The organism is Bacillus sp. SA1-12, assembly GCF_000981385.1.
Classification (GTDB): Bacteria; Bacillota; Bacilli; order Bacillales; family Bacillaceae; genus Metabacillus.
Map to the genome: position 1 here is coordinate 206949 of NZ_LATZ01000120.1, position 24849 is coordinate 231797.

The window sequence follows — 24849 nt, forward strand, 5'->3', positions numbered from 1 at the left end:
ATCCAGTACTCCGTGCTTTCTTTGAGATCCTACGAATAAGGCAACATTCGATAAAATACTAATCTAAATATTAATTGATAGGTATTTAATTTATAAAGATACAGTTATGCTGCTAATGGTGTTAAAGGTTGTACTTTTCTAGGACAATAAGATTCATTACGTCGGGCCATTCCTACTAATATTCTTGCAAGTTTACCAATCAGTTTCATAATTGATTTCATTTTCTTCATTTTTTTTACTTTTACATTGTTGGAGTGAAGCTCCTTGAACTCGGGATTGTTCATGACAAGACTCATTGTCGCTAAATACAAGAAACGCCGCAGTCTGGATCTCCCACGTTTAGAAAGAACGATTTGTCCTTTCCATTTACCCGAGCTAGCCTCTGCTAGATGTAATCCTCCATGTCGTAATAGAGAGTTACCATGGGCGAAACCACTTAAATCTCCTGCTTCTCCTAAAATTCCTGCTAATGTTATTTCACTAATTCCTTTAATGGCAAGTAATTTTCTTGCGAAAGGAATTTGTTTGAGTACGTCAGTAACTTCTTTTTCGACTCTTTCGAGTTGGGCTGTAGCGAGATCAAATTCTTCAAGTAATTGTTCTAAGTGTAGTTTATAAGCATCATGTGCTTGGTGACTACCAACAGAATGTTTGGCTAATTCTATTAGTAACTGTGCTTTTTTAAAGCCAGCGTGTCGCTTCATCAGTGTTTTCCAACCTTTTACTATATCCTGTGCTTCCATGGAACGTAGTTCCCTAGGTGTAGGAAATAAGCGAAGAGTTGCGATTGCCCCTTTGCCTTTGAAGTCTTTAAATACCTGTCGAAGTTCAGGGAAGACAATATCTACCCAACGATTTATTTGGTTTATGGAACTGACGAGCCGTTTAACAATCACGTCACGGTTAGCCATTAATACTCGAAGTTTTTCGAAAGGTTCTGAAGTGGGACGAATAAAGGCATAGTAGCCATTCTTCACCATATCAGCGATGACGAGAGCGTCTTTTTTATCACTTTTGGATTGGGTGTTATCTCGGTTTTCCTTATTCTTTTTTACAAGGTGAGGATTAACTGATACGACATCAATGTTTTGTTCGTATAGCCATTTCGATAAGTTAATCCAGTAATGTCCGGTAGGCTCCATACCAACTATTGCTTTATCAAAATTTTTTACAGCTTTTAATCCTTTGATCCATTCTAGTAACCTAGTAAAGCCCACTTCATTATTTTCGAAAGAAAGAGGATTACCAACCACAATACCACGATAATTAACAGCTCGAGCTACATGGACTTGTTGTGCAATATCAACTCCGACAACGAGATGACGGTCTGAGATTCTTTCAATAAGTTGATTTTATTTGTCTTGCATTTTATACTTCATAGTAGAGCTTCCTCCTTAAGATTTGGGTTTAGAGTGGTGTCTATATTCAATCTTACTGAGGAGCTCTTTTTTTATCAAAGTCAATAATTTACTCTCTACAGGAATGCTAACGGAGTGCTTTCCTTTAAGATTCAGGCTGCCATTTCGGTGGCTTTTTCTTATTTAACTAAGAAGCAGGTTTGTTGAAGAAGGATTAAGTATATTACTAGGAGAATTTAAATATATAAGCTTAATAATTGGAGGAAGTAATAGGTTGAAACAAGTTTTTTCAAGATTTTCGCATTGGTTAGCACTATTAATTATCGGTTTTAGCTTTTTTACGATGTTTATTAATTTTAAAGTTATCCAACTCGATGTTTTAGCTGTAATAATGGGTGGTATTGGACTTCTATCCGTTGGTTATCTTACTTTTGCTGTGGAAAAAAAAATAAAGAACCAAAGAAATGACTTATTTTTATGAAGAGAGGTGTTGCAGCATCTCCTTTTTTATTGAACTAAGAAACATAAATGACTTATTTAGATAAAAATAAATCTCAATTTCTCACTTTTGACACTGAGAGATTGAGATTTTAAATACTGGAATATCCATAATGGTATAAATCCTCATTTGCAATACTCCAAAGGGCCTTCTCCATTCGTACTTCCCTTGACATTGCATTCACTGCTTATTAGCTAACTGATCCCGATCTGGTGCTTGTGGTGGTTGCTCGAGCCAACCGTTATCAATCATTATATTGGCTCCATCTTCTGCATATTGTGCAATTTCCGCCATTAATCGAGGATAAAGAACTCCTAAATCGTGTCTTGCACTTGTTCCAAGACTAGCCCCATAATGGGTGATTCCTATCGAAATTAACGCTGTTACATGGTACATCATCAGTTTATCGGAAAATGGGGCAACCGTTGAATCTGTTGCTTCAGCATCCCATTTACTAGCTGGAGGCAGGTGATCCTCACTTAATACAGAGCCGAAAATTTCAATATGTTTGGCTGAAATGTCTCTTCCTCTTATCATAAAGGTACGAACATCTTCAGACCTCGCTACTTGACTAAATCCCGTGACCAGTGCTTCTCCTAATATATTTCGTATCATACTAAAATAGATATTCGAAATTTCAATTGCATTAAGAGGTCTACGCCTGCCAAACCAACCGGCTAAATAACTTTGTTTTTGAACGTATTGAACCTGTTTTGGTTTTGGAATATGCGGAGATCTCGTATGGTTTCCCTTTGATAGTAATACATGTAATGCTTTGTTAAATAGTTGCGTGTATTCAGATAGACAGTTGGTGAAATATTGACTTTGGTCTAATCGAGAAGAATTTGCTAAAGCCATCCCATATGATTCAATTCCGATTTTACCCATGTTGTGAATGTATGTCAGATAGAAGGTATCCGTATATAAAGGAGGGGCTTGTAAATTAAGATCCTCATTTTCGTTAAATCCATCCGGAATAGGAAGTTGTTCTTCGTTAAACATAGCAACTAATTGTTGAACATGTGATTGAGATAACTGTAACGCAAATTCTAAAACGGCACGAATTTCTGTATCTTTAACGGTAGCTAGAGCATATTTAAGAACACAAATGACCATCGTATCATTTTGGTACGCCGTCCAAAGATTTGCCATTTCTGCAGATGTTAAATCAACATGATGTTCTGTTTGCATCGAATTTCCTCCAATTTTTAATTGCTAGCAATAATTTCTCCAATATTAAATTTAATATGTATAATTAGGCTGACTAATTTCGAGAAAACTAGCTTATGTTAGTTTAATTACAAAGCTTCAGTTAGAATAAGTTTTAAAGCTAATTGTTTGCATAAATACTAGTTAATATGAGCTTTTTGTTTATTCAAGAAAAGAGCGCTTTTCTTTAGTAAAAAGGCGTCTATTTGACATGACCCTACACATTAAGGGATTAGATTTTGTTAAGGTTAATAAATTTGTGAAGATTTTCACTTAAACTAATGGGTGTTTGAGTAAAAAAGGAGTTGTTGCTGCAACTCTTTTTTTATTGAACTAAAGGAGTAGGTTAGCTCAATAAGGTATACACAAAAACCTAGCTTTATTGGCTAGGTTTTTGTGATATTAGATATTACCTCGCGTCCATTGAACATAATTTTTTTGCTTCTGTAATAATATTTTTAATGAATATCTCAACGGTTTGATTTTGGGCTAATCGTGGGCTTTGACCAGCCCAAAGTGACATAAAGTCTGGATTGTTTTGTACAGTAGAAGTTTTTCTTATATCTTGAGTAAGTGTATTTTGAACAGGAAAATCTGGTAAAAATGTTTCGTGTTTCTGCATTTCTAAAATAAATTTATTTTTAATTCCTCTTGCCCATTTACCGGAAAATGAACGAGTTAAAACAGTGTGATCTTCGTTTGAATTAAGGATTGCCTCTTTATGAACCTGATGTGCACCACTTTCAACACAAGTCAAGAAAGCAGTACCCATTTGTACACCCTTTGCCCCTAAGCAAATAGAAGCCATCAATCCTCGTCCATCCATAATTCCTCCCGCAGCAATAACAGGAATGTTTACATTGTCAACCACCTGTGGGATTAGTGACATTAAACCAACTAAACTTTCCTGATTCCCATCGATAAAGCTCCCGCGATGTCCTCCAGCTTCACTGCCTTGAACAACGACAAGATCCATTCCTGCTTTTTCATTTTCAACTGCTTCTCCCACAGTGGTGGCTGTTCCTATCAGGATCATATTATTTTTCTTTAATTCAGCCATCACTTCCTTAGAAGGGATCCCAAATGTAAAAGAACAAATAGTTACATTTTCTTCAATTAACACATTGATTTGCTCAATAAATGTTTCATAGACATGTTTAAATCTAGTAATTTCAAAACAATCTTTTCGAGGTAAATTCAATTGCTCACGAATAGGGTTTAATATCTCGTTAATTGATTTCACTTCATCGTCTATAACATCATATTCTTCAGGAACAAATAGATTTATGCCAAAAGGGTTTGATGTTAAATGTTTTATTTCCTGGATTTGTTCTCGCATTTGACCAGGTGTCATATAGCCTGCACCAATCATTCCTAGACCTCCGGCATTTGAAACTTCAGCCACTAATTTCGAAGTTGTTACTCCGCCAGCCATTGGAGCTTGTATAATCGGATACTCAATTTTTAAAAGTTCAGTCATATGATTATTTAACATAATTTCACACCTCGTAATTCATTTTTACTTACTGATTAATATTCCATTGGTTTTTCTCTCAAACTGAATTCCATTTAAAAGCATTACTGCCCCAATTAAAATGACACTAGATGCTCCTATCAATACAGTATTAAAATTATGAGTGATTGACGATAAGACTCCAGCAAGGAGGGGTCCTATCAACTGTAAAATAGCAAATATAGCGGTCAGAATGCCGATAGTTCGACTACTATTAGATGGGTTTATTTCCAGTCCTAATGTGGTAGCAAGTGTAGTGATACCCATAAACGTTGCTCCAAATAATAAAGCACTTATGATAAAACTAGTTTTTGAGATCCAAAAAGCTGGAATCGCCATCCCAAAGGATTGCATTGCCATTGCAAGAACTAAGGATTTAACGTATCCCCTTTTTTTAGCAAGTAAAGACCAAATGAGACAGGATGGAATGGCAGACAAACCAACAAACATCCAAACTAAGGTAGCATCTTTATGAAAATATGAGGTCTTTTCAGCAATAGATACGATAAACGTGCCTGTAACAATGTAACCCAATCCTTCTAATCCATACGCAATAATCAACCAGATGAGCCATTTATTAGGGGGGGATTGTGTAATTTCTTGTTTGGTTTTCATCTCAACTGAGTTTGAATGATCATCTAGCCAGGTCCATACGAAGAAAACGAGGATTCCACTTACAACAGCCTAGTCCCATCCAAGTTCCTTCCCACTGATATAAATGGTTTAAACTCGGAATTAGTAGATTGGATAAACAGATACCCAAACCTACCCCGCCATAGAATAAGCCCGACAAGCTAATTTTGTTTATAGTTGAAAGTTTATCAAACACGATACCGGAAGCTAGGATCAAGACATAAGCACTGGACACCCCTGATAGAAATCGGAGTACATACCAAAATAAATGAGAGTAGGTTAGTCCCATAAAAGCAGTGGTTAAGATACTGATGATTAGACTTATTCTTAAGGAAATCAATCTATATTTCTTCAAAGGAAAAGCACCTGCTAAAATTGCTCCAAGCAAATAACCTGCGTAATTACTGGATGCTATATAACCTGCAACCGTATTAGAAAAAGAAAGGTTTTTTTGCATGAGTGGAAGAATGGGTGTATATGCAAATCTGCCAATCCCCATAGCAATGATTAAAGACAATATTCCTCCTATTAAAAATAGATATAGTTGTTTCTTCAAATTAAAACCCCCAATAAATAAATTATATTTAAAGCATATCTTTTTTTTGGTATATTGAATAATACATAAAACTGATATTTGCTATCAGTCAATCAGATAACAAAAAGGAAGATGAGGAGGACTTTTATGGATTTGCATTCATTAAAAATTTTCCAAACGGTTGCAAAATTGGGGAGTATTTCGCATGCAGCAAGAGAACTTCAATATGCACAGTCCAATATCACGATGAAAATACAGCAGTTGGAATCGGATCTTCAAACAACCCTATTTTACAGACATAATCGAGGCACTGCATTAACTGCCAAAGGAATCATGTTGCTAACATACTCTGAAAAAATATTCGATCTTGTAGAAGAAACTAAAAATGCAATGACTGATGATCAAACACCAAGAGGTCCATTAGTCATTGGTTCAATGGAAACAACTGCAGCAGTTCGTTTACCAGTACTATTTTCAAAGTATCATAAAGACTTTCCGGAGGTTGATTTGACTTTAAAAACAGGACCTACCAAACAAAATATTCAGGCAGTTCTTCAGTATGAAATTGATGGGGCATTTGTAGCTGGACCTATAAATCACCCTGATCTTATTCAAAAAGAAGTTTTCGAAGAGGAACTAGTTCTTATTACGGATACTGTTCATCCTCCTATATCTTCTATTAAAGATATTCAAACAAAGGCAATACTTGTATCTCATATGGGATGTGCTTATCGGGAAATGCTTGAACATTTGTTTTACCAAGAGAAGATAATACCCAATAAGATAATGGAATTTGGCACAATAGATGGGATCATCGGTTGCGTATCTGCGGGTCTAGGTATAAGTCTGCTCCCTAACAGTGCTATTGCAAAACAAGTACAAGCAGGAACTCTTAGACAGCATTCATTACCCATCCCATATGGAAAAGTCAAAACAATGTTCATTTACCGAAAAGAAAAGTATTTATCAGCGTCTTTAATAAAATTTATTGATATGTTAAGCGATTAGGTGGATTTGTCAGGATTATTGTTACAACAAAAATGATAAAATCACAGAATAAATAAGGCTGTTCCGACAGTCTTTTTCATATTTAGTAAAAAGTTTGTGAAATATTGTACTAAAAGTTAACTGGTAGCTAATGTTGAAGATCCAGCTGCCATTTGGTGTTTTTTTTATTGAACTAAATTTGCAGATTACTTCAAGATATTGGGTATATTAAGAGGTGATTAAAAAATGGCTAATGAAAAGTTAATGAGCAAGTAGTGAATAAGATCATCGATAAATAATGGAGTGATAGAATTGCCATATTCACATGTTCAGCTGCCGGATGGGAATGATCAGCGGTGTAATCATTGTGAAAGATGCAAAGGAGGAAGTAAAAGTTCCATAAAGAAGATGCTGTATGAAGTGGGGATAGCTGGTTTTAAAAATAGTTAGAAAATCCATTTGACAGTCGATCTACTACGTGTTACGATATACCTGTAGTAGGTCACACTGAATACCAGCACCACTGAATAGTGGGAAAGCAATTAAATTTTTTGGAGATATAGTTGACACCCCTACTACTCGGTGTTACAATGTACTTGTAATAAGCAATACTGAATAGCGTGACTCTCAGAAGCTATTCGGTAAAAATTCGCCTCAGTACTATGTAATACTGAATATAAGTCAGACAAAATAGAGGAGGTAAAGGAGGTTCTAAACATGGAAAATTTAACTGAAATGCTGAAGGGTTCGCTGGAAGGCTGCGTCCTGGAAATCATCAGCCGCCATGAAACCTATGGCTACGAGATTACCCGCCGCCTGAACGAACTTGGGTTTACAGAAGTTGTGGAAGGGACGGTCTACACCATCCTCGTGCGATTAGAAAAGAAAAAACTAGTGAACATAGAAAAGAAACCATCAGATATGGGGCCGCCACGTAAGTTTTACTCACTTAATGAGGCTGGCAGGCAGGAACTTGAATTGTTTTGGAAAAAATGGGATTTTGTATCTTCAAAAATCAATGTCTTAAAGTCAACCTAGCTTCATAAGATATTCCGTCCGATATTTTTGGAGTGACTTATTCAGCTTTATAAAAAAGGAGGAAAAATAACATGATGGAAATGTTCAAAAAAATGATTGGTGATAAAAAAGAGTATAAGATGATGATGGCACGGGTTGAAGCCCTGCCAGAGGACTACCAGTTTGTCTTTAAGAAAATTCAAAACTACATGTGGAATTTCTCAGCGGGCAACGGGATGGATATGATGCACATGCAGTATGAATTAATCGAGTTGTTCGAAGCCGGAGCAGCGGAAGGAAGACAAGTGCTGGAAATCACTGGGGACGACGTGGCGTCCTTTGCTGACGAACTGGTGGCGAACGCTAAAACTTATGTCGCCAAGTATCGTGAAGATTTAAATCAGAGTATCATGAAGCGTTTGGGAAAAAAATAAATTCAATTGATAATACCGACTGATTAGCAGGTTACAAATGTGAATTGCCGCCTTAGCTATTCAGTTATATTTTTAACTCGGTAATAAGTAATACAGATTATCAGTCAGACTAACTAGAAGAGTATAGGCAATCTAGCTCCGCAATGAGATCGATCGGATCATTACTCAGCTTTGGCTGATCACAAGCAACATGTTTGTTTATCAGACAAAGCTCCGAAATTTCCGGAACTCGCAAGCGGCCTTGCTGCACTATTTATAAGGAGGAAAAAAATATGAGCAATGCAGCGATTTCTGTAAAAGGGTTAAAAAAATCCTTTAAAGACAAGGAAGTATTAAAGGGAGTGGATTTTGAGGTGCGGCGTGGTGAAATTTTCGCACTGTTGGGCTCAAATGGAGCGGGCAAGACGACGACGGTCAACATCCTCTCGACACTTATGAAGCCCGATGGCGGCGAAGCAGGTATTTGCGGCTTTGACGTCCAGCGTCAACCGGATCATGTTCGCCAAAAAATCAGCCTGACAGGGCAGTTCGCAGCTTTAGACGGCATGCTCACCGGGCGGGAAAACCTGATGATGATCGCCAAGTTGCGGGGAGTTTCCAAGCCCGCTCAAGTCGCCGACAATCTGCTTGCAAGATTCAGCCTGACCGATGCGGCCAACCGCCGAGCGGATAAGTATTCCGGCGGGATGAAGCGCCGGCTTGACATTGCGATGAGCCTGATCGGTACGCCAGCAGTCATTTTTCTCGACGAACCGACGACAGGGCTTGACCCCGAAGCTCGGATTGAAGTCTGGGATACCGTGAAGGAGCTTGCTGGCGGCGGCACGACCATCTTGCTGACGACCCAGTACCTGGAGGAAGCCGAACAACTGGCAGACCGTATCGCCATCCTGCATGGCGGAAAAATCATTACGACTGGTACCCTTACCGAACTCAAAGAGATGTTCCCGCCAGCGAAAGTGGAGTACATCGAGAAGCAGCCGACATTGGAGGAAATTTTCCTCGCGATCATCGGCAAAAAGGAGGAGATGTAATTGAAAAGCAAAACAGGGGTATTACTAGGACGTTTAATGCGCAACATTATGCGCAGCCCGGATACGATTATTACGGTGGCGATTACGCCGATTATGATGATGCTGCTGTTTGTCTATGTATTTGGCGGTGCCATAGAGACAGGTACGGACAACTACGTCAATTATTTATTGCCGGGAATCTTGCTGATGGCTATCGCATCCGGAGTCGCTTACACTTCCGTACGGTTGTTTACGGATGTAAAGAGCGGGCTGATGGCGCGTTTCATTACCATGCCCATCAAGCGCTCGTCGGTATTGTGGGCTCACGTGTTGACTTCGCTTGTTTCCAATGCGCTTACTCTCGTAGTGGTTATTCTCGTTGCGCTCTTGATGGGCTTCCGTTCCAGTGCTGATATCCTGGATTGGCTCGCGGTAGCTGGGATACTCGGGCTGTTTACGCTGGCGCTGACATGGCTGGCGGTCATTCCCGGCTTGACAGCAGGATCTATGGAAGGGGCGACAGCCTACTCGTACCCGCTGATTTTTCTGCCGTTTATCAGTTCGGCCTTTGTCCCCACCGAAACCATGCCTAAAATTGTCCGTGCGTTCGCTGAGAACCAGCCCGTGACTTCAATCGTGAATGCAATTCGTGCCCTCTTGTATGAAGGGCCAGTTGGCAACGATATCTGGATCGCGCTTGCCTGGTGTGTCGGCATCATGGTCATCGCTTACTTCTTCGCCAGTAAATCATTTAAACGCCAGTTAGGGTAAGTACACCATCTGTTCGGTGTCTCGTGGAACTAAATCTTCCGAATTATAATATATATTTGGAAAAGCACGGAAACATTTTCCGTGCTTTAATTATTTGTCATGTTCTAAATGTAACTATTGTCGAAATAACACCTTCATGGTATTCAAAAATCGTGCGCAATTTTGCAATATGAATTGTCCTTTTATTTCATTTAATGAAAAAGGACTTTTAAACAAAAATGGACAAAAAAGGTTTATTAGTGTGAGTTTGTGAAGAAATATATTTAAAGTAGAGGATGCAATAATTTTAGAATAAAATGGGTTGCTGCGGCAGCCTTTTTTAATTATGTTGAGTAATAATTGATAGAATTCTTAGAGATGAAATTGGTTTGGGTAAAGCTATTTGACTAAAATGTGCTTACCTTCAATAAGAAGGAAGTTTGTTATGTGGCATTTGACGTAAATTGCGTCGTAAGTGTGTGGCTTACAGTTTAATTCTTTTTATTCTTACAAAAATAAAAGTGCCACCGGGTAGCCAAACAAGCAAAAATATAATAAATTGCAGACCACCATAGCTTCCAACCCTTATATACGACGTACCCACAATAGCTGGATAAGATTTCATAAGTCACGGAGATAATAACCCAGAACAATAGATAGTAAATAAATTTTTTCTTATTATTTGGCATGAAGTTTACATACAGTATTCCAAATGTAGCAGGCAAAGTTGTTTGTATAAATAAATCATATGGTTGAGGTCCGGGATCCATTAAATCATATAAGTCTAAAATATCACCAAGAAATATATCACTCCAAAGCACAACAAGAGTAACAAATATCCATGTTAAATAAATTTCACGTCGATTTAGTTTAATGGGTGCAAACAGAATTATAAGAGAATTAATAATCAAGGAAGTAATAGTGAATACGTAGACCATTATGATGCCCCTAGTAAAGTTAGTTAGCTACAAAAGTAGTGATTATATATATACTTTGAAAAACTTAGTGATACTATTCAGAGATTAAAGCCTAATTGTTTCACAATTCGCTTAAATTGCGAACTAAAAATAAGTTTGATTTTGACTACGGTACAGGTCTGAGAAATTCATCTATAAATTCCAAGAATAGAAAATAAACCAAAAGACTAATTGGACAAAAATTTTTTTGTTCCATTAAACGTGCAATTTAGTTTAAAAAGGATTTAAAGGCAATTTATCGAATTAGAAGAAAAAATGAAGAATAATAGGTGAAAATGATGAGTGAAATAATTAAATACTACAATCAATTTGATGAGTGGGGAAGGCTGGATCGGGAACCGATAGAATTTCAAGTAAATTGGCACTATATTAAAAAATATATGCCAAAAACGGGAGATGTGCTGGATAATGGTGCTGGACCAGGAAAATATTCAATGAAATTAGCTAAAGAAGGTTACAATGTGACATTGGCTGATTTAACACCAAGATTAGTGGATATTGCAAGGAGTAAAGCAATTGACCTTAATTTAACTCATAAATTTAAAGATTTCTTAGTAGCCGATGCAAGAGAACTAAGTATGTTAGAGGATGAACAGTTTGATGCTTCATTGATGCTCGGCCCAATGTATCATTTGCAAGAAGAAAAGAACCGAATTAAAGCAGTCAATGAGTTGAGAAGGGTTATAAAAAAAGGCGGGCTCATATTTGTGGCGTTTATGCCCAGAATAAGGCATATTTTTAACTCTCTTTTATTTCCTGAGAATTGGAAACCTAACAATAATATGGAAACAATTAACCAATTTTCGAAAACAGGTTGTTTCAACCACTCAGACGAAGGGCGTTTTACTGGAGCTTATTATTTTAATATTGAAGAAATCAAGCCATTTATGGAGTCACAAGGCTTTGACAGTCTGGAATTATTAGGTTCGAATGTTGCGGCAATTTTAAATAAAAATAGTTGGGACTATTGGAAAGACAAAGGGGAAGAAGAAAATGTAATGAAACTAATTATCGATCATGCAACCGATCCTTATATTCTTGGGATTTCAACTCACTTGCTTTACATTGGAAGGAAAAAGTAGACCTATTTTTTATTCTTCTTATGCCAACAGATCTTTCATTCTACATAAGTGTTTTTGAAGATTTACATAGGGGAAATTTAAATGAATGATGTTATGGAATTAAGAAGATTAGTAGGAAATAGACCATTAATACTATCGGAAAAGGCTAATTGAAGAATGATATTTCCTAATAGAGTTTGTCATGGTTTAGAGATGGGGGCAAGGGAGATTATAATGAACCGTCATAATATCAAACAATATTTGTTTACATTTGGAACTTTAACATTTTTATTTATGTCTATTTATAGCTTTTACGATGTAGATTGGCGTAATGAGACCTTAAATAATGCAAAATCATTTATTGCACCATTGGGTATGCTGATGATTATGCAAATATTGGGTGGTCTAATCCAGCCTTAGAAAATAAAGGATGGATACTTATCTCTCTTGCAATCATTAGTAGTCTCATAATTTATAATTGGTTAACGGGTGGATGAAATTTTTTCAATTCCTTTTTCAACTGCCCTTTTGGACAGCTACTTATTTACGTAAAGGGCAGGTTAATGGAATCTATCAGTATCAATGTAGTTTTAGGGGGATAATTAATATGTTTATCGTAAATGTTGAAGGTGCTATAAGGAAAAATGATAAGTGGTTAATTATTGAAAGAAGTAAAAAAGAGGAACATGCAGGTGGTCTGCTTTCTCTTGTTGGAGGTAAGGTAGATGGAGAAGGAAATTCATCAAATATATTAGAAAGAACTATAAAGCGTGAAATTATAGAAGAAGTCGGAGTGAAAGTAATTGACAAGGTATATTACGTGCACAGTAAATCTTTTGTAACAGACAAAGGTGAAAATGTAGTAGATATTGTTTTTCTTTGCGAATATGAATCAGGTGAAGCATTTCCTAAAAGTCCTGATGAGGTAGAAGAGGTCTTATGGTTAACGACTGAAGAAATACTAAACCACCCCAATTCGACTATTTATTTAAAGGAAAGTATTAAACTTGCTGAGGATATGATTTCAATTCTACATAACTACATATGCATTTAATGGTGAGAGTCCTGCTGTTGCAGGCTTTTTTATTGAGCTAATGGGTATTTTTCTATATGATTCAAACTACAAATATAAGACTTTAACGGTTGAATGATAAGGTTCCTATCATAAGCAACTCTACAGTTGCTTATGCTTGACAAGCAACCGTAGAGTTGCTTATACTCAATATATGAATTGGGATAAAGACGCTATATTCAAAGCACTTGGCGACTCGACTCGACGACTAATAGTAGATGAACTTTCCGAACGAAACGAGCAGACGTTGTACGAACTTACGGTACGTCTTATTACAAAGCACAATCTTTCCATTACGCGACAGGGGATAGCTAAACATCTTTCTGTACTGGAGGATGCAGGGCTCGTAAAATCACAAAGAAAGGGAAAATATCGAGTAGTTATATTTAACAACGAACCACTTAAAAATTTGCTTAATGGATGGATAGATTAATTTTATTTAAAACCTTCTGACAAATGTAGGTTTTTCTGGTTGGATCCAGATTGTATCCAAAACACCAATGTGGTAAATATCAAAGGAGGCATAACATTATGAAAATCATTGTTACTAGTCTATTCGTACAAGACCAAGACAAAGCACTCGAATTTTATTCAGAAAAGCTGGGATTCGTAAAAAAGCATGACATTCCTATGGGGAAATTTAGATGGATTACGCTTGTTTCTCCCGATGAACGTGAAGGTACCGAGCTATTACTAGAACCGAATGATCATCCTGCTGCAAAGGAGTATCAAAAGAAAATATTTGCCGAGGGCATCCCAGCAACAATGTTTGGCGTTGCTGATATTCATAAAGAGTACAAACGATTATTGGAAAACGGCGTGAAGTTTACTATGGAGCCGACAAAAATGGGTGAAAACACAATTGCAGTTTTCGATGATACTTGCGGCAACCTTATTCAGATATTGCAGCAGTAACTTCATGTCGAAGTTGTCAATTTCTTAACAACTTTCTTGCTTAGGTTTTAAGTTTGCTGAAGTTTTTTTGGTATTAATCCGCTTTAGATAGCCCTGTCCAAATTTTAGGACAGGGTTATACCTTTTTAAGGGGAAAAATAATGACATTCTTCTCATTCGCCAATAGAAATGGAACATTGTGAATAAGTTGATTTACACATGAGTGTAAGAATTAAACATCAGGCTGCCATTTTCTTCTCAGCTAAGGCAGCAAAAAAAGTAGAAGAAGGTAATTGTTTTGTTAAACCAGAATAAATATATAACACACTAAAACAAAGATTAAGGTGGATGAGAAGTGGATAAAAGAGTGCTATTTGATTTTGAAATCGAATTTACGAATGGCGGTGGAATTCAAGGGCAGGAATTCCGATTAGATATTGATGGAGATGACATTTCTGACGAAGAGTTAGCAAAGTATATTGTCGAAGATATGAGGTTGCTAATGGTTGGGAATGTAAGGATTCTTAACAAGAAAATCATAAATGAAACACATAAACGAAAAGCTGCTGACGAGAACTAAGTTAAAGCTGCCAAATGAGGTGGCTTTTCTTTTTTGACTAATGAAGCAGGTTTTATTTATACAGATCTATAATATGTATGAGCATGAATAAGAAAGGTAGTGTTTGATTTTAGGTTGAACTTATTCATAATACGATAGAATTTCTTTAGATTCATCACCGTAAAATAGTCATTTTCTAGAACCATTCTTATATCTCGTTCACCTGATTTACCACTCTTTTCATCGTAGATTTGTTTTATAAGATTTAGTATCCTAGACCGATCTGATACATAATTGACATTTGTTATCCAATTGTTTATGTTAAAATTCATTAAAAATAATTTTACTCATATCTAAATTCCCCGTTCACTCTATTTGTTTTGATTATAAAGGGTTTTCTATGATAAAACACAAAAAATCCCGAATAATGGACTTTTTTTAAAAGTGTCCATTATTCGGGATACAGTTCAATATTATCCAATAAAGGGTTTTTATTTTTTCTTATTTTCTCAAACAAGAATTGAAAGACATATAAAAGATAGGCTCTAAGTTGAAGGAACAAAAAATGCTGGAATGGCTTGATTTTGACTAATGTAGCGATTCGTGTTCGCTTTAAAAGTATTAATCCCCAAACATCAAATAAAAGATGAAGTATGATATTAGAAATTAGATACAAAGGAAATCTGCCGTACGTCAATTTAAGTATCCAGAGTGCTGAAAGAAAGAAAGGACCAAATACAAATGCAGTGTCTCCGCTTATTTTAGGATTTACATTTGTATAAAATAACCACCATTTACGCTTTTTACCTATAAAATATAAAATTTTTGAGATAACACTTATAAAAATAGTGGCGGGAAAAAATCTAACGATCGTTCTCCAACCTAATAGTGGGAATGTAAGCCAAGGAAGAACAAACAGTAATATTAATAACATCTTTGGTTTCTTCATAAAACACCTCTAATTTCAGCAAATGAGCGATAAATCTTATCCACTATATTTTATCCGGAAAGATTAAATCCATACAAACTACAAAAATCCACCACAAAGTTAGCAATGGCTGATGTTCTATTCATGTTTATCATAAACAGGTTTCGTACACTCACATCTTATATTTTCCCCCTATGATTTTACTGATTATTTTGTTAAGAGCAGGTCTAATGTTTTCTTCCACCCTATTGATATCTGGAGTGTTATTGGGCCAATTTTTTCAAATATTGTTTGATATAAACAGTGATCATTCCGTATTTTTTATGCCATAATAAGACACTTTTTTTGTAAAAAACAGAAACGCATTTTTAAAGAATAAATGATCCTATTAGGAAGATGAAAAAGGGGCTCCATAAAAATGGGAATCCTTCTTAAAATTGTGCTAGAATACACTTAACTAACTAAAATGGAGGCGTTTACAATGTGTAAAATCATAAAAACAAACCAAATGAAAGGAAAAAATAAAATCATGATGAAGAGGGTAATTACAGATGAAAATACTCAACATAGGAGTGTTGGCCCATGTTGATGCCGGTAAAACAACTTTAACGGAACAACTTCTTTATAGGGCCGGAATCATTGAACAACCGGGATCTGTTGATCATGGCAATACAACAACAGATTCCTTGGAGATTGAACGGAAACGAGGGATAACGGTAAAATCTGCTGCAGTTTCATTTTCATTGGATGATCTCAAAGTAAACTTAATTGATACACCGGGTCATGCAGATTTTATTTCTGAAGTGGAACATTCCTTAACTGTACTTGACGGAGTTATCCTTGTTATTTCGGCGGTTGAGGGAGTACAATCTCAAACAAAAGTATTGATGCAAACATTAAAAGAGCAGCGAATACCGACGATTTTATTTATGAATAAAATGGACAGGATGGGTGCTAATTATCAAAAAACTAGGGACATGATTCAAAATAACTTAGTTGAAGAAATATGTGAATTGAACGAAGTCATGTATGAAGGAACTTCTACTGTAAAAATTAAACGAAAAGATCCAAAAAAAGCTGGCTGGATCGAAACGTTGGCGTTAAATAATGAAACACTTTTATATGAATTTGCAAATGATCTGTCTATTCCAGACGAACAATTATTTAACGGGTTACATGAGCAAGTTAAAAATGGAGTTGTTTACCCTCTTTTTGCAGGTTCAGCTGCAAAGGGAGTTGGAATTGATCATTTGCTTTCATCATTAAGTGATTTCTTCCCTGTTTGTTATTCCTCACAAAAAAATGAAAGACCGCTTGCTGGGATTGTGTTCAAAATCATTAAACATCCAAATGGTACGCGGGAGGCTTTTGTTCGACTTTTTGAAGGACAACTGCGAATTCGTGACGAAGTCCAAGTTATCACACAGAATGGTCAATATTCACAGTTAAAAATAAAGCAACTTCAATGCTTAAAAAACGGGAAACAAATTCAGACAGCTGCAATTGAAGCAGGGGACATAGGGGTACTTACTGGGTCAGAGCTAAAAGTTGGGGATGTCATAGGAACGAACTCTGATCAAGTGAACATCTTTACATTCCATCGTCCGCCGATACAGGTCCAAATTAATACAGCAAAGGCTGAGGATTCGATTATTCTTCATCAGGCATTGACTGATCTTACAACCGAGGATCCTTTCTTACAATATGTTTACCATCGGGAAACAAAAGAGAATATGATACACGTATTCGGCAAAGTTCAGCAAGAGATTCTTACTGAAATGATCCAACAACAATACGGAATCGACGTCATATTCTCAGCCCCTAAAGTCATTTGTATTGAAAAACCTCTTTCTACCGGTAATGCTGCAGAATACAAAGTTAAAGATGGTAATCCTTTTTGGGCAACAGTTGGTTTCCGAGTCGAGCCTGGTGAAGAAGGTTCTGGTTTGCAGTACCGATTAGAAGTAGAACTAGGTTCACTTCCCTTATCTTTCCAAAAGGCGATAAAAGAAACGGTGGAGGAAGTCTTAAAAGAAGGCTTGTATGGATGGAATGTAACAGACATCATCGTTACGTTGACACACTCAGGATATGAAAGCGCTTGTTCAACGGCAAAGGATTTTCGCAGCCTGGTACCACTTGTCCTTATGAACGCACTGCATAAAGCAGGAACAAATGTTTACGAACCGGTGAATTCCATCCAGCTAACATTACCAGAAAGCAGCCTAAGTAAAGTCTTATCAAGGTTGTCCGTGTTGAAGGGAACATATCAAGATCCGCAATTTCAAAAAGAGATCGTGTATATAAATGGAACCATTCCTGTTCGTCATTCTGATTTGCTCGAGCTAGATTTCCATTCATTAACAAGTGGAGAAGGAACCATTTCTATAAAACCTGGAGGATATAAAAAGGTTGATCAAACGATTCCTAAAAATAAACGGAGCCAACCTAATCCGCTAAATCGAGGCGAATATTTCCTTCACTTAAATAAAATTGTTTAGATAATATGTATTGAAGGGTGTCCTAACCGTATGGGGTTTAGACGCCCTTTCTTATATTATTACTGCACTCACTATTTTGATTTTCTGTTAGGATTCAAGTAAAATCCTAATTTTTTGCAAGAGTTAGTTACGATAATATTTATTGAATAAGAAAAGCTCTATCCCGTAACATCAAGAAACTTTATGAGTTGAAATGTAACCATGTTTTATTAGTCTCTATTATTAAAAGTCTGATCTAAGTCATCCATCACTTCTTCAAGCATAATTAGGGTTTTGCAATAAGGAACCGATATTGATGCATGTTGATACATTAATGTATAATGACAAAAGCGAGTGTGTGTAAACGATCGCAGCGTCAAAGGGGGAGTTTTTTTGGCAGGAATCACGATAAAAGATGTAGCTAGAGAATCAGGTGTATCTACCGCAACAGTTTCACGAGTTCTTAGTAATAAGGGATACGCAAGCGATGAAATAAGAGAGCGTGTTCTTTCTGTAGTGAAGAAATTAAATTATCAACCTAATGCAGTGGCGAGAAGTCTTAAAAATGAACGGACGAATACAATAGGAGTAATTATCCCTGATATTTCCAATTCTTATTTCATGACCATATCTAAAGGGATAGAAGATACATTACATCAAAGTGGCTATAATCTAATTTTCTGCAGCGGTGATGAAAATCCTAAAAAAGAAAAAGAAATGTTAAAAGTATTGTTGGAGAAAAGAGTGGACGCAATTGTTTTAGCTACATCTGGTGAAAACGAAGAAATGGTAACAAAAATCATCAATTCAGGTCTTCCGGTCATTTTAGTAGATAGAAAAATTAATGATCAAAATCATGGGCTGGATCTGGTTGTTGAAGATAATATTGAAGCGGCTTTTGAATTAACCAAAACTCTTATCCTTCAAGGTCATGAACGTATAGGAATTGTTAATGGGTGTTTGAATGTTAGTACGGGATTAGAACGGTATATGGGATATAAAAAAGCTATAGCAGAGTTTGGTATTCAAGAAAATCCAGAGCTTATTTTTAAAGGCAGCTTTACTCAAAATGACGGTATCAAAGCAGTAGATTATTTCTTAAATTTTACTGAGAAACCAACAGCTATCTTATCATTTAATAACTCCATGACGTTTGGAGTGATCCTTCAATTGACTCGAAGGGGGATAAGGATTCCAAAGGATGTAACGGTAGCTTCATATGGAGAAATCGAAGCTGCTCAATTACTGAAGTCTCCAAGGATAATTAGTGTGAATCAGACACCATATGAAATGGGCTTAAAGGTCGGTGAAATATTACTAACACGCTTAACGAATAACGTAAATGGTCCGATATATGAGAAATTTAAACCAACTCTGTCAATAAAATAATAAGAAAATTCAAAAAAATTCACAATAGGTATTGATATTTTAAAAACTTTATAATATTATAACAACAACGCTTACATTAAATTACATATGTAAAATGTGTAATCGTTTACCTATTATTTTGATTAATGTGTAATCGTTTACCTATAATTTTTTAATTAATATGTATTCGTTTACACATTCTTTTTTGGTTGATGTGTAATCGTTTACCTATCGTTTATCCATTAATATGTACTTGTTTTTCCATTATATCGATGTGTATTCGTATACCCATCATTTTAATCAATGTGTAATCGTTTACCTATTGTGTTTAGCTGAAAAATAAATGTTGATGGAAAAAGAATCAAGGACTTAAGTTCAATAAACTTTATTAAAAGGGAGAAAAAACTATGAATATCTTGAACCATGTAAAAAGAGTCATAGAAATAGAAGCTTCTTCAATTCAAGAACTCCTTAATCAAGTAGGTCCACATTATGAAACAGCTGTAAATTTAATTAAAAATTGCAAGGGAAAAGTTATTGTGACCGGGGTTGGCAAGTCTGGACACGTCGGAAAAAAAATTGCAGCTTCTCTTGCAAGTACAGGAACTCCGGCATTCTTTGTCCATAGTACAGAGGGTGTGCACGGCGATTTAGGCATGATACAAAAAGAGGACATAGTAATCATGATTTCAAATAGCGGAGAAACAGCAGAAGTACTAAACCTTCTCCCTTCATTAGAAAAAATAGGATCAAAATGTATTGCGATTACTTCTAGAAAGGATTCAACATTAGCACAGTCCTGTGAAGTAGCGCTTACCTATCAATATAATACAGAGGCTGATTTTCATGGGTTAGCTCCCACTACAAGTTCAACGATTACTCTTGTTATTGGAGATGCTCTAGCCATTGCACTTTCAAATTTAAAGGAATTTAAGGAAGAAGATTTTCTTCTGTATCATCCTGGTGGGAGCTTAGGTGAACAATTATTAATAAAATACAACAAAGGAAGTTGATCGTGTGGAAGTTATAGTTATTGGTAGTTTTATGATGGATTTTGTGATTCATACACCACGAGCACCTAAAAATGGGGAAACCATTATAGGCTCAAGCTTTTCAAGGTTTCCAGGAGGAAAGGGAGCAAATCAAGCCGTAGCTGCAGCCAGACTCGGCGGATATGTAACGATGATTGGGAAACTGGGGTTGGATCAATTCGGAGAAGAATTTATAGATACTCTTAAGAAAGAAAAGATTAATACGCAATTTATTTTACAAGATGAGCAATATGCTACCGGAGTTGGATTTGTTACGTTAGAAAAAAACGGGGATAACCGAATCGTTGTCGTGCCCGGTGCAAATATGAACTATAAAATAGACGACTTAAACAATATAGAAAACCTTATAAAAGAGGCAAAGATATTACTAGTTCAGCTTGAAATGGATCTCGATATGATTCAGAAGGCTGTTTCATATGCTGCTGAAAACCAAGTTCCGGTCATTCTAAACCCTGCACCTGCACCAATCCAGAGGTTAGATAGCAATTTACTTAAACATGTAACCTATTTAACACCCAATGAAACAGAACTAGAGATCCTGACAGGAATTAAGGTCATTTCTAATGAAGATGCCGAAGCTGGAGCAAGGTTGCTTATAGGTAAAGGGGTAAAAAATGTTGTCGTAACACTTGCAGATAAAGGATCTTTACTCGTTAATCAATCTGGTACCAAGTATATTCCGGGATTTCCAGTAAATCCGGTCGATTCAGTTGCTGCAGGTGATGCATTTAATGGAGCACTTGCTGTTGGGAGTATGAATGGAAAATCTTTAATCGAAGTCATTCAATTTGCAAATGCAGTCGGAGCTTTGACGGTGACAAAAAAAGGGGCCATACCATCTCTGCCTTCTATTAAAGAAGTTGAAAATTTTATTAAAGATTTTGAAAATAGGGCAGCTATTAAATAAATGATTTTACTAAAAATTAGGATCTACATTTACATACTGCAAAATAAATTAATATCTTCCTATTTTGTAAACGTTTACTTTACATTTAGGGATATGAATTTTTAAATAACCAATCAGGAGGAAAGTCCTGGGCTATGAGAATCTGTATAGGAGGTGATGAATCACTATTAGATTGAGTTAATATGTCGTTCTTTGATACTTAATTAGATCCATTTATAGCATTACCTCATGAGGCTTGTTACTTAATAGTAAAAAAAAGATTTACTATAAAATTCATAAGGGGTAAAAACTATGTTAATAGCCAATAAAAAAGTTTTTCGTTTGATTTTGATATTGACCCTTTTATCAACTTTGGTTTTTTCAGGATGTGCTCCTAAAAAGCAATCGTCAGGTGGAGAAAGTGGTGACAAAGTAAAGATTAGTATGTCGGTTTGGGGGATGCCTTGGGAAGATGCATTATATAAAGATATTTATATACCTGAATTTGAGAAACAAAACCCGAACATAGATGTTGTTTTTCATAATTACACAAAATATGATGATAAATTAGTAACTTTAGCAGCTGGGGGAAATGCACCTGATGTTATGAGACAAGGAGCTGATACGCTTCCAAAGTTTCTATCAAAGGGTATGAACTTACCGCTGAATGATTATATTGAATCATCTGGGTTGGATAAAAGTGACTTTGTAAAAACGGTATGGGATATTGCAAGTAAGGACGGAAAAGTTTACGCACTTCCACAAGATGAGGCCTTATTAACATTATATTATGATCCAGCTGCCTTTAAGGAGGCCGGATTAAAAGAGCCTGATCACAATTACACATTAGATCAGATGTTAAAAGATGCTGAAACATTAACAATAAAAAAAGGAAAAAAGGTTGAACGCTACGGTTTAGTGCAGGCTTGGAATTCATTTACATTCAGTAACTATGTCATGGCTTTTGGCGGCTCTATCTGGAGTAAAGACAAACAATCATCGACAGTTAATTCTGAAGAAGCAATAAAGGCATTAGAATATTGGAAGAAGCTGATGGTTGATTTTAACTTAACTCCTTATCAATCTGAAATGGGCCAAATAGGACCAGATGTCTATTTCCAAACAGGAAAAGCAGCTATGTTTATTGAAGGTACTTGGATTTCTCCTTCGATTTCAAAGGCAGCTCCGGATTTTAAATTCAAAGCTACTAGTTTTCCAAAGGGAGAAAGAAAAGTTGTTACCGCTCGGTCAGTTATGTGGGCCGTTAGCAATGAATCAAAACACCCTGATGAAGCCTACAAGCTAGCAGAATATTTATCTTCCAAAGAAGCTTTAACTAAGTATTGGCAAACACTATGGGTAGCACCGCCAGCCAGGTACTCAGCTGTAAAGAGCGAAGAATTCAAAAATGTTACAGGATTTAAAGATATTCCTGGAATGAAACCAGAAGAATATGAAGACAAAGCTTCATGGATTGTTGATACATTTGATAATAAATGGGACACCCAGGAATGGATAGGGCCACATCAGGCACTTTATTCAAATGAAGTAGATAATGCTATTCAATCTGTATTAGTTGATGGCTCTAAAGTCACTTCTAAAGAGGCTTTAGAAAAAGCGGCAAATAATATTAATAAAGCGATCAAACAGCAACAATAAAAATTCTTTGCACAGTGCAAATATTTTTTCCTGCACTGTGCAAAAGAAAAATAGTTTTGGAGATTTAAATTCTTTGAAATTCATTGAATAAGCTAGGGGGAAGAATGTGTTAGGGACTAAAAAAGTAGAAACCTCTACTCAATCATTTAAGATAACAAATAAAAAGAGAAAAATAACCTCGAGACTAATTGCACCTTGGTTATTTATGGCGCCAGCTATATTGATTGTTCTTATTTTTGTTGCTGTTCCTGCCGTGACAGGTTTAGGTTTAAGCTTTTTTAAATACGATGGAATCAATCCACCTAATTTTACCGGTTTAAAAAATTATGCTTACTTACTTAACGATGAATTATTTCTCAAGTCTATCCTTGTGACGGTTTATTATGTAGTAGGATCCTTAATTCCTGCTGTTGCGATCTCATTAGCCATTGCAATTGTTTTAAATAAAAAATGGTTTCCATTTAAAAATATTATTAGGGCGACCTATTTTCTGCCTACGATTGTTTCAATGGTAGCTGTCGCTTTTGTATGGAAGTGGCTTTTTAATCCACAGTTTGGCCCGGTTAATGAGTGGTTATCGTCCTTAGGGTTTCCGAATCAACAATTTTTTGGTGATCCACTGCTTGCAATGCCGATGTTAATAATCATTGGGGTCTGGAAGGCTATAGGTTTTAATATGGTTATCTATTTAGCCGGATTACAGGGCATAGATAAAAGCTATTATGAAGCGGCGGAAATTGATGGTGCAAGCTCACTTCAACAATTCTGGTTTATTACTTGGCCGCTTTTAATCCCAACTACCTTTTTTGTTGTAACAATGGGAGTGATAGGAGGCTTCCAAATTTTTGATCAAATTTTCATTATTACAGGAGGAGGTCCGGCCCAATCTACGTACGCCATTGTATTCTATATCTATCAAAAGGCATTTGAGGAATTAACATTTGGATATTCTTCATCTCTATCCATGATTCTGTTCATCATTATTTTAGTCATTACTCTTATTCAATATAAATATATGGGGAAAGTGCAATACTGATTGTTTTGGAAGAAAAATAGTCCCTAAACTAAATAGGAGGTTTTCCTGATGGCTTCATATAATAGTGTTAACAAAAGTTTACAAAGTAATGGGCTGTCACCGGCATTGCGAATCACATTAAAAACGTTAGTCTTAATTATTATCCTCCTAGGAGCATTTACAATGTTAGTACCATTTATATGGATGATCCTAACGTCGTTAAAAACAGATCAAAACGTATTTACAATCCCGATCAAATGGTTCCCTGAAGAAATACAGTGGAGTAACTATCCTGATGCGTGGAAAGTAGCTAACTTCAGTAGATATATATTTAATAGTGTCTTTATAACTACTCAGGTTATGGTATTCAGTCTTTTATTTAACAGTATGGCGGGATATGCTTTTGCAAAATTCAAGTTTCGATGGAGAGAAACGATTTTTCTGCTGCTTCTGTCGACAATGATGATACCAGGACAAGTTACAATGATACCGGTATATCTGATCTTGAAAAATTTAGGTTTTTTAGATACCTACTATGGCTTAGTCGTACCAGGTTTGGCAACCGCATTTGGAATATTTATCATGAGACAATTTATGTTAAATATACCGGATGAGTTCTTGGATGCGGCAAGAATCGACGGCGCCGGGGAAGCGAGGATATTTTTTCAAATCGTACTCCCATTAAGTAAACCTGCGTTATCAGCATTAGGAATATTTACTTTTGTAGGAGCATGGAATGATTTTTTGTTTCCGTTACTTGTAGTAAGCAGCGATGAAATGAAAACGCTGCCTTTAGCGATTGCTTCATTAGCTGCCGGACAATATGTACAAAGCTGGCCAATATTAATGGCTGCTGCAACATTTGTTACATTACCCGTTATCATTGTCTTCTTTTTAGGACAGAGATACTTTATTGAAGGGATTACAATGACTGGTATAAAGGGATAGTT

Annotated in this window: 26 protein-coding genes; 19 read left to right on the forward strand and 7 right to left on the reverse strand. The window is 36.1% G+C overall.

What is annotated here, in order from left to right; translation table 11 throughout:
- Positions 1–104: 104 nt before the first annotated feature.
- On the reverse strand, positions 105–1343 hold the full coding sequence (locus tag WQ54_RS22930; protein ID WP_231597630.1) for an IS110 family transposase: 1239 nt from the start codon (positions 1341–1343) through the stop codon (positions 105–107).
- A 289-nt stretch (positions 1344–1632) separates the two neighbouring features.
- On the opposite strand from WQ54_RS22930, the gene WQ54_RS22935 reads away from it, so the two are divergent.
- Positions 1633–1839, forward strand: a complete 207-nt coding sequence (locus tag WQ54_RS22935; RefSeq protein WP_046587712.1) for a hypothetical protein — start codon at positions 1633–1635, stop codon at positions 1837–1839.
- 198 nt (positions 1840–2037) lie between these two features.
- Here the strand turns inward: WQ54_RS22935 and WQ54_RS22940 are convergent, their stop codons facing one another.
- The 4 genes from WQ54_RS22940 to WQ54_RS35325 all read right to left on the reverse strand — a co-directional run bounded on the left by WQ54_RS22940 (position 2038) and on the right by WQ54_RS35325 (position 5768).
- A complete protein-coding gene (locus tag WQ54_RS22940; protein ID WP_046587714.1) occupies positions 2038–3048 on the reverse strand; it encodes a DUF3231 family protein in 1011 nt (336 codons plus the stop codon).
- Between the two features lie 427 nt (positions 3049–3475).
- Entirely contained in the window at positions 3476–4561 is a 1086-nt protein-coding gene (locus WQ54_RS22945) for a nitronate monooxygenase family protein (protein WP_046587715.1), read from the reverse strand.
- A 24-nt stretch (positions 4562–4585) separates the two neighbouring features.
- The gene (locus WQ54_RS35320) at positions 4586–5248 is read right to left on the reverse strand and encodes a YbfB/YjiJ family MFS transporter (protein ID WP_269431589.1); all 663 of its coding nucleotides are present in this window, start codon (positions 5246–5248) and stop codon (positions 4586–4588) included.
- A complete protein-coding gene (locus WQ54_RS35325; protein ID WP_269431584.1) occupies positions 5214–5768 on the reverse strand; it encodes a YbfB/YjiJ family MFS transporter in 555 nt (184 codons plus the stop codon). The genes WQ54_RS35320 and WQ54_RS35325 overlap by 35 nt, the downstream gene beginning before the upstream one ends.
- Positions 5769–5894: 126 nt before the next feature.
- On the opposite strand from WQ54_RS35325, the gene WQ54_RS22955 reads away from it, so the two are divergent.
- From WQ54_RS22955 to WQ54_RS23010, 11 genes are all read left to right on the forward strand, one after another.
- The gene (locus WQ54_RS22955; RefSeq protein WP_046587716.1) at positions 5895–6755 is read left to right on the forward strand and encodes a LysR family transcriptional regulator; all 861 of its coding nucleotides are present in this window, start codon (positions 5895–5897) and stop codon (positions 6753–6755) included.
- Positions 6756–7451: 696 nt separating this feature from the next.
- Complete coding sequence (locus tag WQ54_RS22960; protein WP_046587718.1) at positions 7452–7772, forward strand: PadR family transcriptional regulator; 321 nt, start codon at positions 7452–7454, stop codon at positions 7770–7772.
- A gap of 71 nt (positions 7773–7843) precedes the next feature.
- Positions 7844–8185 (forward strand): DUF1048 domain-containing protein, encoded by a 342-nt coding sequence (locus WQ54_RS22965; RefSeq protein WP_046587721.1) that lies wholly within the window; start codon positions 7844–7846, stop codon positions 8183–8185.
- A gap of 272 nt (positions 8186–8457) precedes the next feature.
- Complete coding sequence (locus tag WQ54_RS22970) at positions 8458–9219, forward strand: ABC transporter ATP-binding protein (protein ID WP_046587723.1); 762 nt, start codon at positions 8458–8460, stop codon at positions 9217–9219.
- Entirely contained in the window at positions 9220–9969 is a 750-nt protein-coding gene (locus WQ54_RS22975) for an ABC transporter permease (protein WP_046587725.1), read from the forward strand.
- A gap of 1234 nt (positions 9970–11203) precedes the next feature.
- Entirely contained in the window at positions 11204–12007 is an 804-nt protein-coding gene (locus WQ54_RS22985) for a bifunctional 2-polyprenyl-6-hydroxyphenol methylase/3-demethylubiquinol 3-O-methyltransferase UbiG (protein WP_046587729.1), read from the forward strand.
- A gap of 213 nt (positions 12008–12220) precedes the next feature.
- The gene (locus WQ54_RS22990) at positions 12221–12406 is read left to right on the forward strand and encodes a hypothetical protein (protein WP_046587731.1); all 186 of its coding nucleotides are present in this window, start codon (positions 12221–12223) and stop codon (positions 12404–12406) included.
- Positions 12407–12593: 187 nt separating this feature from the next.
- Positions 12594–13040 carry an NUDIX hydrolase gene (locus WQ54_RS22995; RefSeq protein ID WP_046587732.1) on the forward strand — a complete coding sequence of 149 codons (447 nt, stop codon included), beginning with the start codon at positions 12594–12596 and terminating at the stop codon, positions 13038–13040.
- A 172-nt stretch (positions 13041–13212) separates the two neighbouring features.
- Positions 13213–13491 carry a helix-turn-helix transcriptional regulator gene (locus WQ54_RS23000; RefSeq protein ID WP_046587734.1) on the forward strand — a complete coding sequence of 93 codons (279 nt, stop codon included), beginning with the start codon at positions 13213–13215 and terminating at the stop codon, positions 13489–13491.
- A 98-nt stretch (positions 13492–13589) separates the two neighbouring features.
- Positions 13590–13973: a VOC family protein gene (locus WQ54_RS23005; protein ID WP_046587736.1), complete on the forward strand. Its 384-nt coding sequence runs from the start codon at positions 13590–13592 to the stop codon at positions 13971–13973.
- A 334-nt stretch (positions 13974–14307) separates the two neighbouring features.
- The gene (locus WQ54_RS23010) at positions 14308–14532 is read left to right on the forward strand and encodes a hypothetical protein (RefSeq protein ID WP_046587738.1); all 225 of its coding nucleotides are present in this window, start codon (positions 14308–14310) and stop codon (positions 14530–14532) included.
- 56 nt (positions 14533–14588) lie between these two features.
- On the opposite strand, the gene WQ54_RS35710 is transcribed toward WQ54_RS23010, so the two are convergent.
- Complete coding sequence (locus tag WQ54_RS35710) at positions 14589–14843, reverse strand: IS3 family transposase (protein WP_084822283.1); 255 nt, start codon at positions 14841–14843, stop codon at positions 14589–14591.
- A 119-nt stretch (positions 14844–14962) separates the two neighbouring features.
- A complete protein-coding gene (locus tag WQ54_RS23015; RefSeq protein ID WP_046587740.1) occupies positions 14963–15460 on the reverse strand; it encodes a hypothetical protein in 498 nt (165 codons plus the stop codon).
- 530 nt (positions 15461–15990) lie between these two features.
- On the opposite strand from WQ54_RS23015, the gene WQ54_RS23020 reads away from it, so the two are divergent.
- The 7 genes from WQ54_RS23020 to WQ54_RS23050 all read left to right on the forward strand — a co-directional run bounded on the left by WQ54_RS23020 (position 15991) and on the right by WQ54_RS23050 (position 24847).
- Entirely contained in the window at positions 15991–17940 is a 1950-nt protein-coding gene (locus WQ54_RS23020; RefSeq protein ID WP_046587741.1) for a translation factor GTPase family protein, read from the forward strand.
- A gap of 372 nt (positions 17941–18312) precedes the next feature.
- A complete protein-coding gene (locus WQ54_RS23025) occupies positions 18313–19308 on the forward strand; it encodes a LacI family DNA-binding transcriptional regulator (protein WP_046587742.1) in 996 nt (331 codons plus the stop codon).
- A 386-nt stretch (positions 19309–19694) separates the two neighbouring features.
- Positions 19695–20300 carry an SIS domain-containing protein gene (locus WQ54_RS23030; protein WP_046587743.1) on the forward strand — a complete coding sequence of 202 codons (606 nt, stop codon included), beginning with the start codon at positions 19695–19697 and terminating at the stop codon, positions 20298–20300.
- Positions 20301–20304: 4 nt separating this feature from the next.
- Positions 20305–21246, forward strand: coding sequence for a ribokinase (gene rbsK / locus WQ54_RS23035; protein ID WP_084822284.1), 942 nt, complete (start codon positions 20305–20307; stop codon positions 21244–21246).
- A gap of 291 nt (positions 21247–21537) precedes the next feature.
- Complete coding sequence (locus tag WQ54_RS23040) at positions 21538–22884, forward strand: sugar ABC transporter substrate-binding protein (RefSeq protein ID WP_046587745.1); 1347 nt, start codon at positions 21538–21540, stop codon at positions 22882–22884.
- Positions 22885–22990: 106 nt separating this feature from the next.
- Positions 22991–23920 carry a carbohydrate ABC transporter permease gene (locus WQ54_RS23045; protein ID WP_052737921.1) on the forward strand — a complete coding sequence of 310 codons (930 nt, stop codon included), beginning with the start codon at positions 22991–22993 and terminating at the stop codon, positions 23918–23920.
- Between the two features lie 48 nt (positions 23921–23968).
- Entirely contained in the window at positions 23969–24847 is an 879-nt protein-coding gene (locus WQ54_RS23050) for a carbohydrate ABC transporter permease (RefSeq protein ID WP_046587746.1), read from the forward strand.
- Positions 24848–24849: the final 2 nt, after the last annotated feature.

What these genes read in the sequence shown, in the direction of transcription:
- WQ54_RS22940 (WP_046587714.1), bottom strand. Translation starts at nt 3,048, where the DNA reads ATGCAAACAGAACATCATGTTGATTTAACATCTGCAGAAATGGCAAAT.
- WQ54_RS22945 (WP_046587715.1), bottom strand. Translation starts at nt 4,561, where the DNA reads ATGTTAAATAATCATATGACTGAACTTTTAAAAATTGAGTATCCGATT.
- WQ54_RS22955 (WP_046587716.1), top strand. Translation starts at nt 5,895, where the DNA reads ATGGATTTGCATTCATTAAAAATTTTCCAAACGGTTGCAAAATTGGGG.
- WQ54_RS22960 (WP_046587718.1), top strand. Translation starts at nt 7,452, where the DNA reads ATGGAAAATTTAACTGAAATGCTGAAGGGTTCGCTGGAAGGCTGCGTC.
- WQ54_RS22965 (WP_046587721.1), top strand. Translation starts at nt 7,844, where the DNA reads ATGATGGAAATGTTCAAAAAAATGATTGGTGATAAAAAAGAGTATAAG.
- WQ54_RS22970 (WP_046587723.1), top strand. Translation starts at nt 8,458, where the DNA reads ATGAGCAATGCAGCGATTTCTGTAAAAGGGTTAAAAAAATCCTTTAAA.
- WQ54_RS22985 (WP_046587729.1), top strand. Translation starts at nt 11,204, where the DNA reads ATGAGTGAAATAATTAAATACTACAATCAATTTGATGAGTGGGGAAGG.
- WQ54_RS22990 (WP_046587731.1), top strand. Translation starts at nt 12,221, where the DNA reads ATGAACCGTCATAATATCAAACAATATTTGTTTACATTTGGAACTTTA.
- WQ54_RS22995 (WP_046587732.1), top strand. Translation starts at nt 12,594, where the DNA reads ATGTTTATCGTAAATGTTGAAGGTGCTATAAGGAAAAATGATAAGTGG.
- WQ54_RS23000 (WP_046587734.1), top strand. Translation starts at nt 13,213, where the DNA reads ATGAATTGGGATAAAGACGCTATATTCAAAGCACTTGGCGACTCGACT.
- WQ54_RS23005 (WP_046587736.1), top strand. Translation starts at nt 13,590, where the DNA reads ATGAAAATCATTGTTACTAGTCTATTCGTACAAGACCAAGACAAAGCA.
- WQ54_RS35710 (WP_084822283.1), bottom strand. Translation starts at nt 14,843, where the DNA reads ATGAATTTTAACATAAACAATTGGATAACAAATGTCAATTATGTATCA.
- WQ54_RS23015 (WP_046587740.1), bottom strand. Translation starts at nt 15,460, where the DNA reads ATGAAGAAACCAAAGATGTTATTAATATTACTGTTTGTTCTTCCTTGG.
- WQ54_RS23020 (WP_046587741.1), top strand. Translation starts at nt 15,991, where the DNA reads ATGAAAATACTCAACATAGGAGTGTTGGCCCATGTTGATGCCGGTAAA.
- WQ54_RS23030 (WP_046587743.1), top strand. Translation starts at nt 19,695, where the DNA reads ATGAATATCTTGAACCATGTAAAAAGAGTCATAGAAATAGAAGCTTCT.
- WQ54_RS23040 (WP_046587745.1), top strand. Translation starts at nt 21,538, where the DNA reads ATGTTAATAGCCAATAAAAAAGTTTTTCGTTTGATTTTGATATTGACC.
- WQ54_RS23050 (WP_046587746.1), top strand. Translation starts at nt 23,969, where the DNA reads ATGGCTTCATATAATAGTGTTAACAAAAGTTTACAAAGTAATGGGCTG.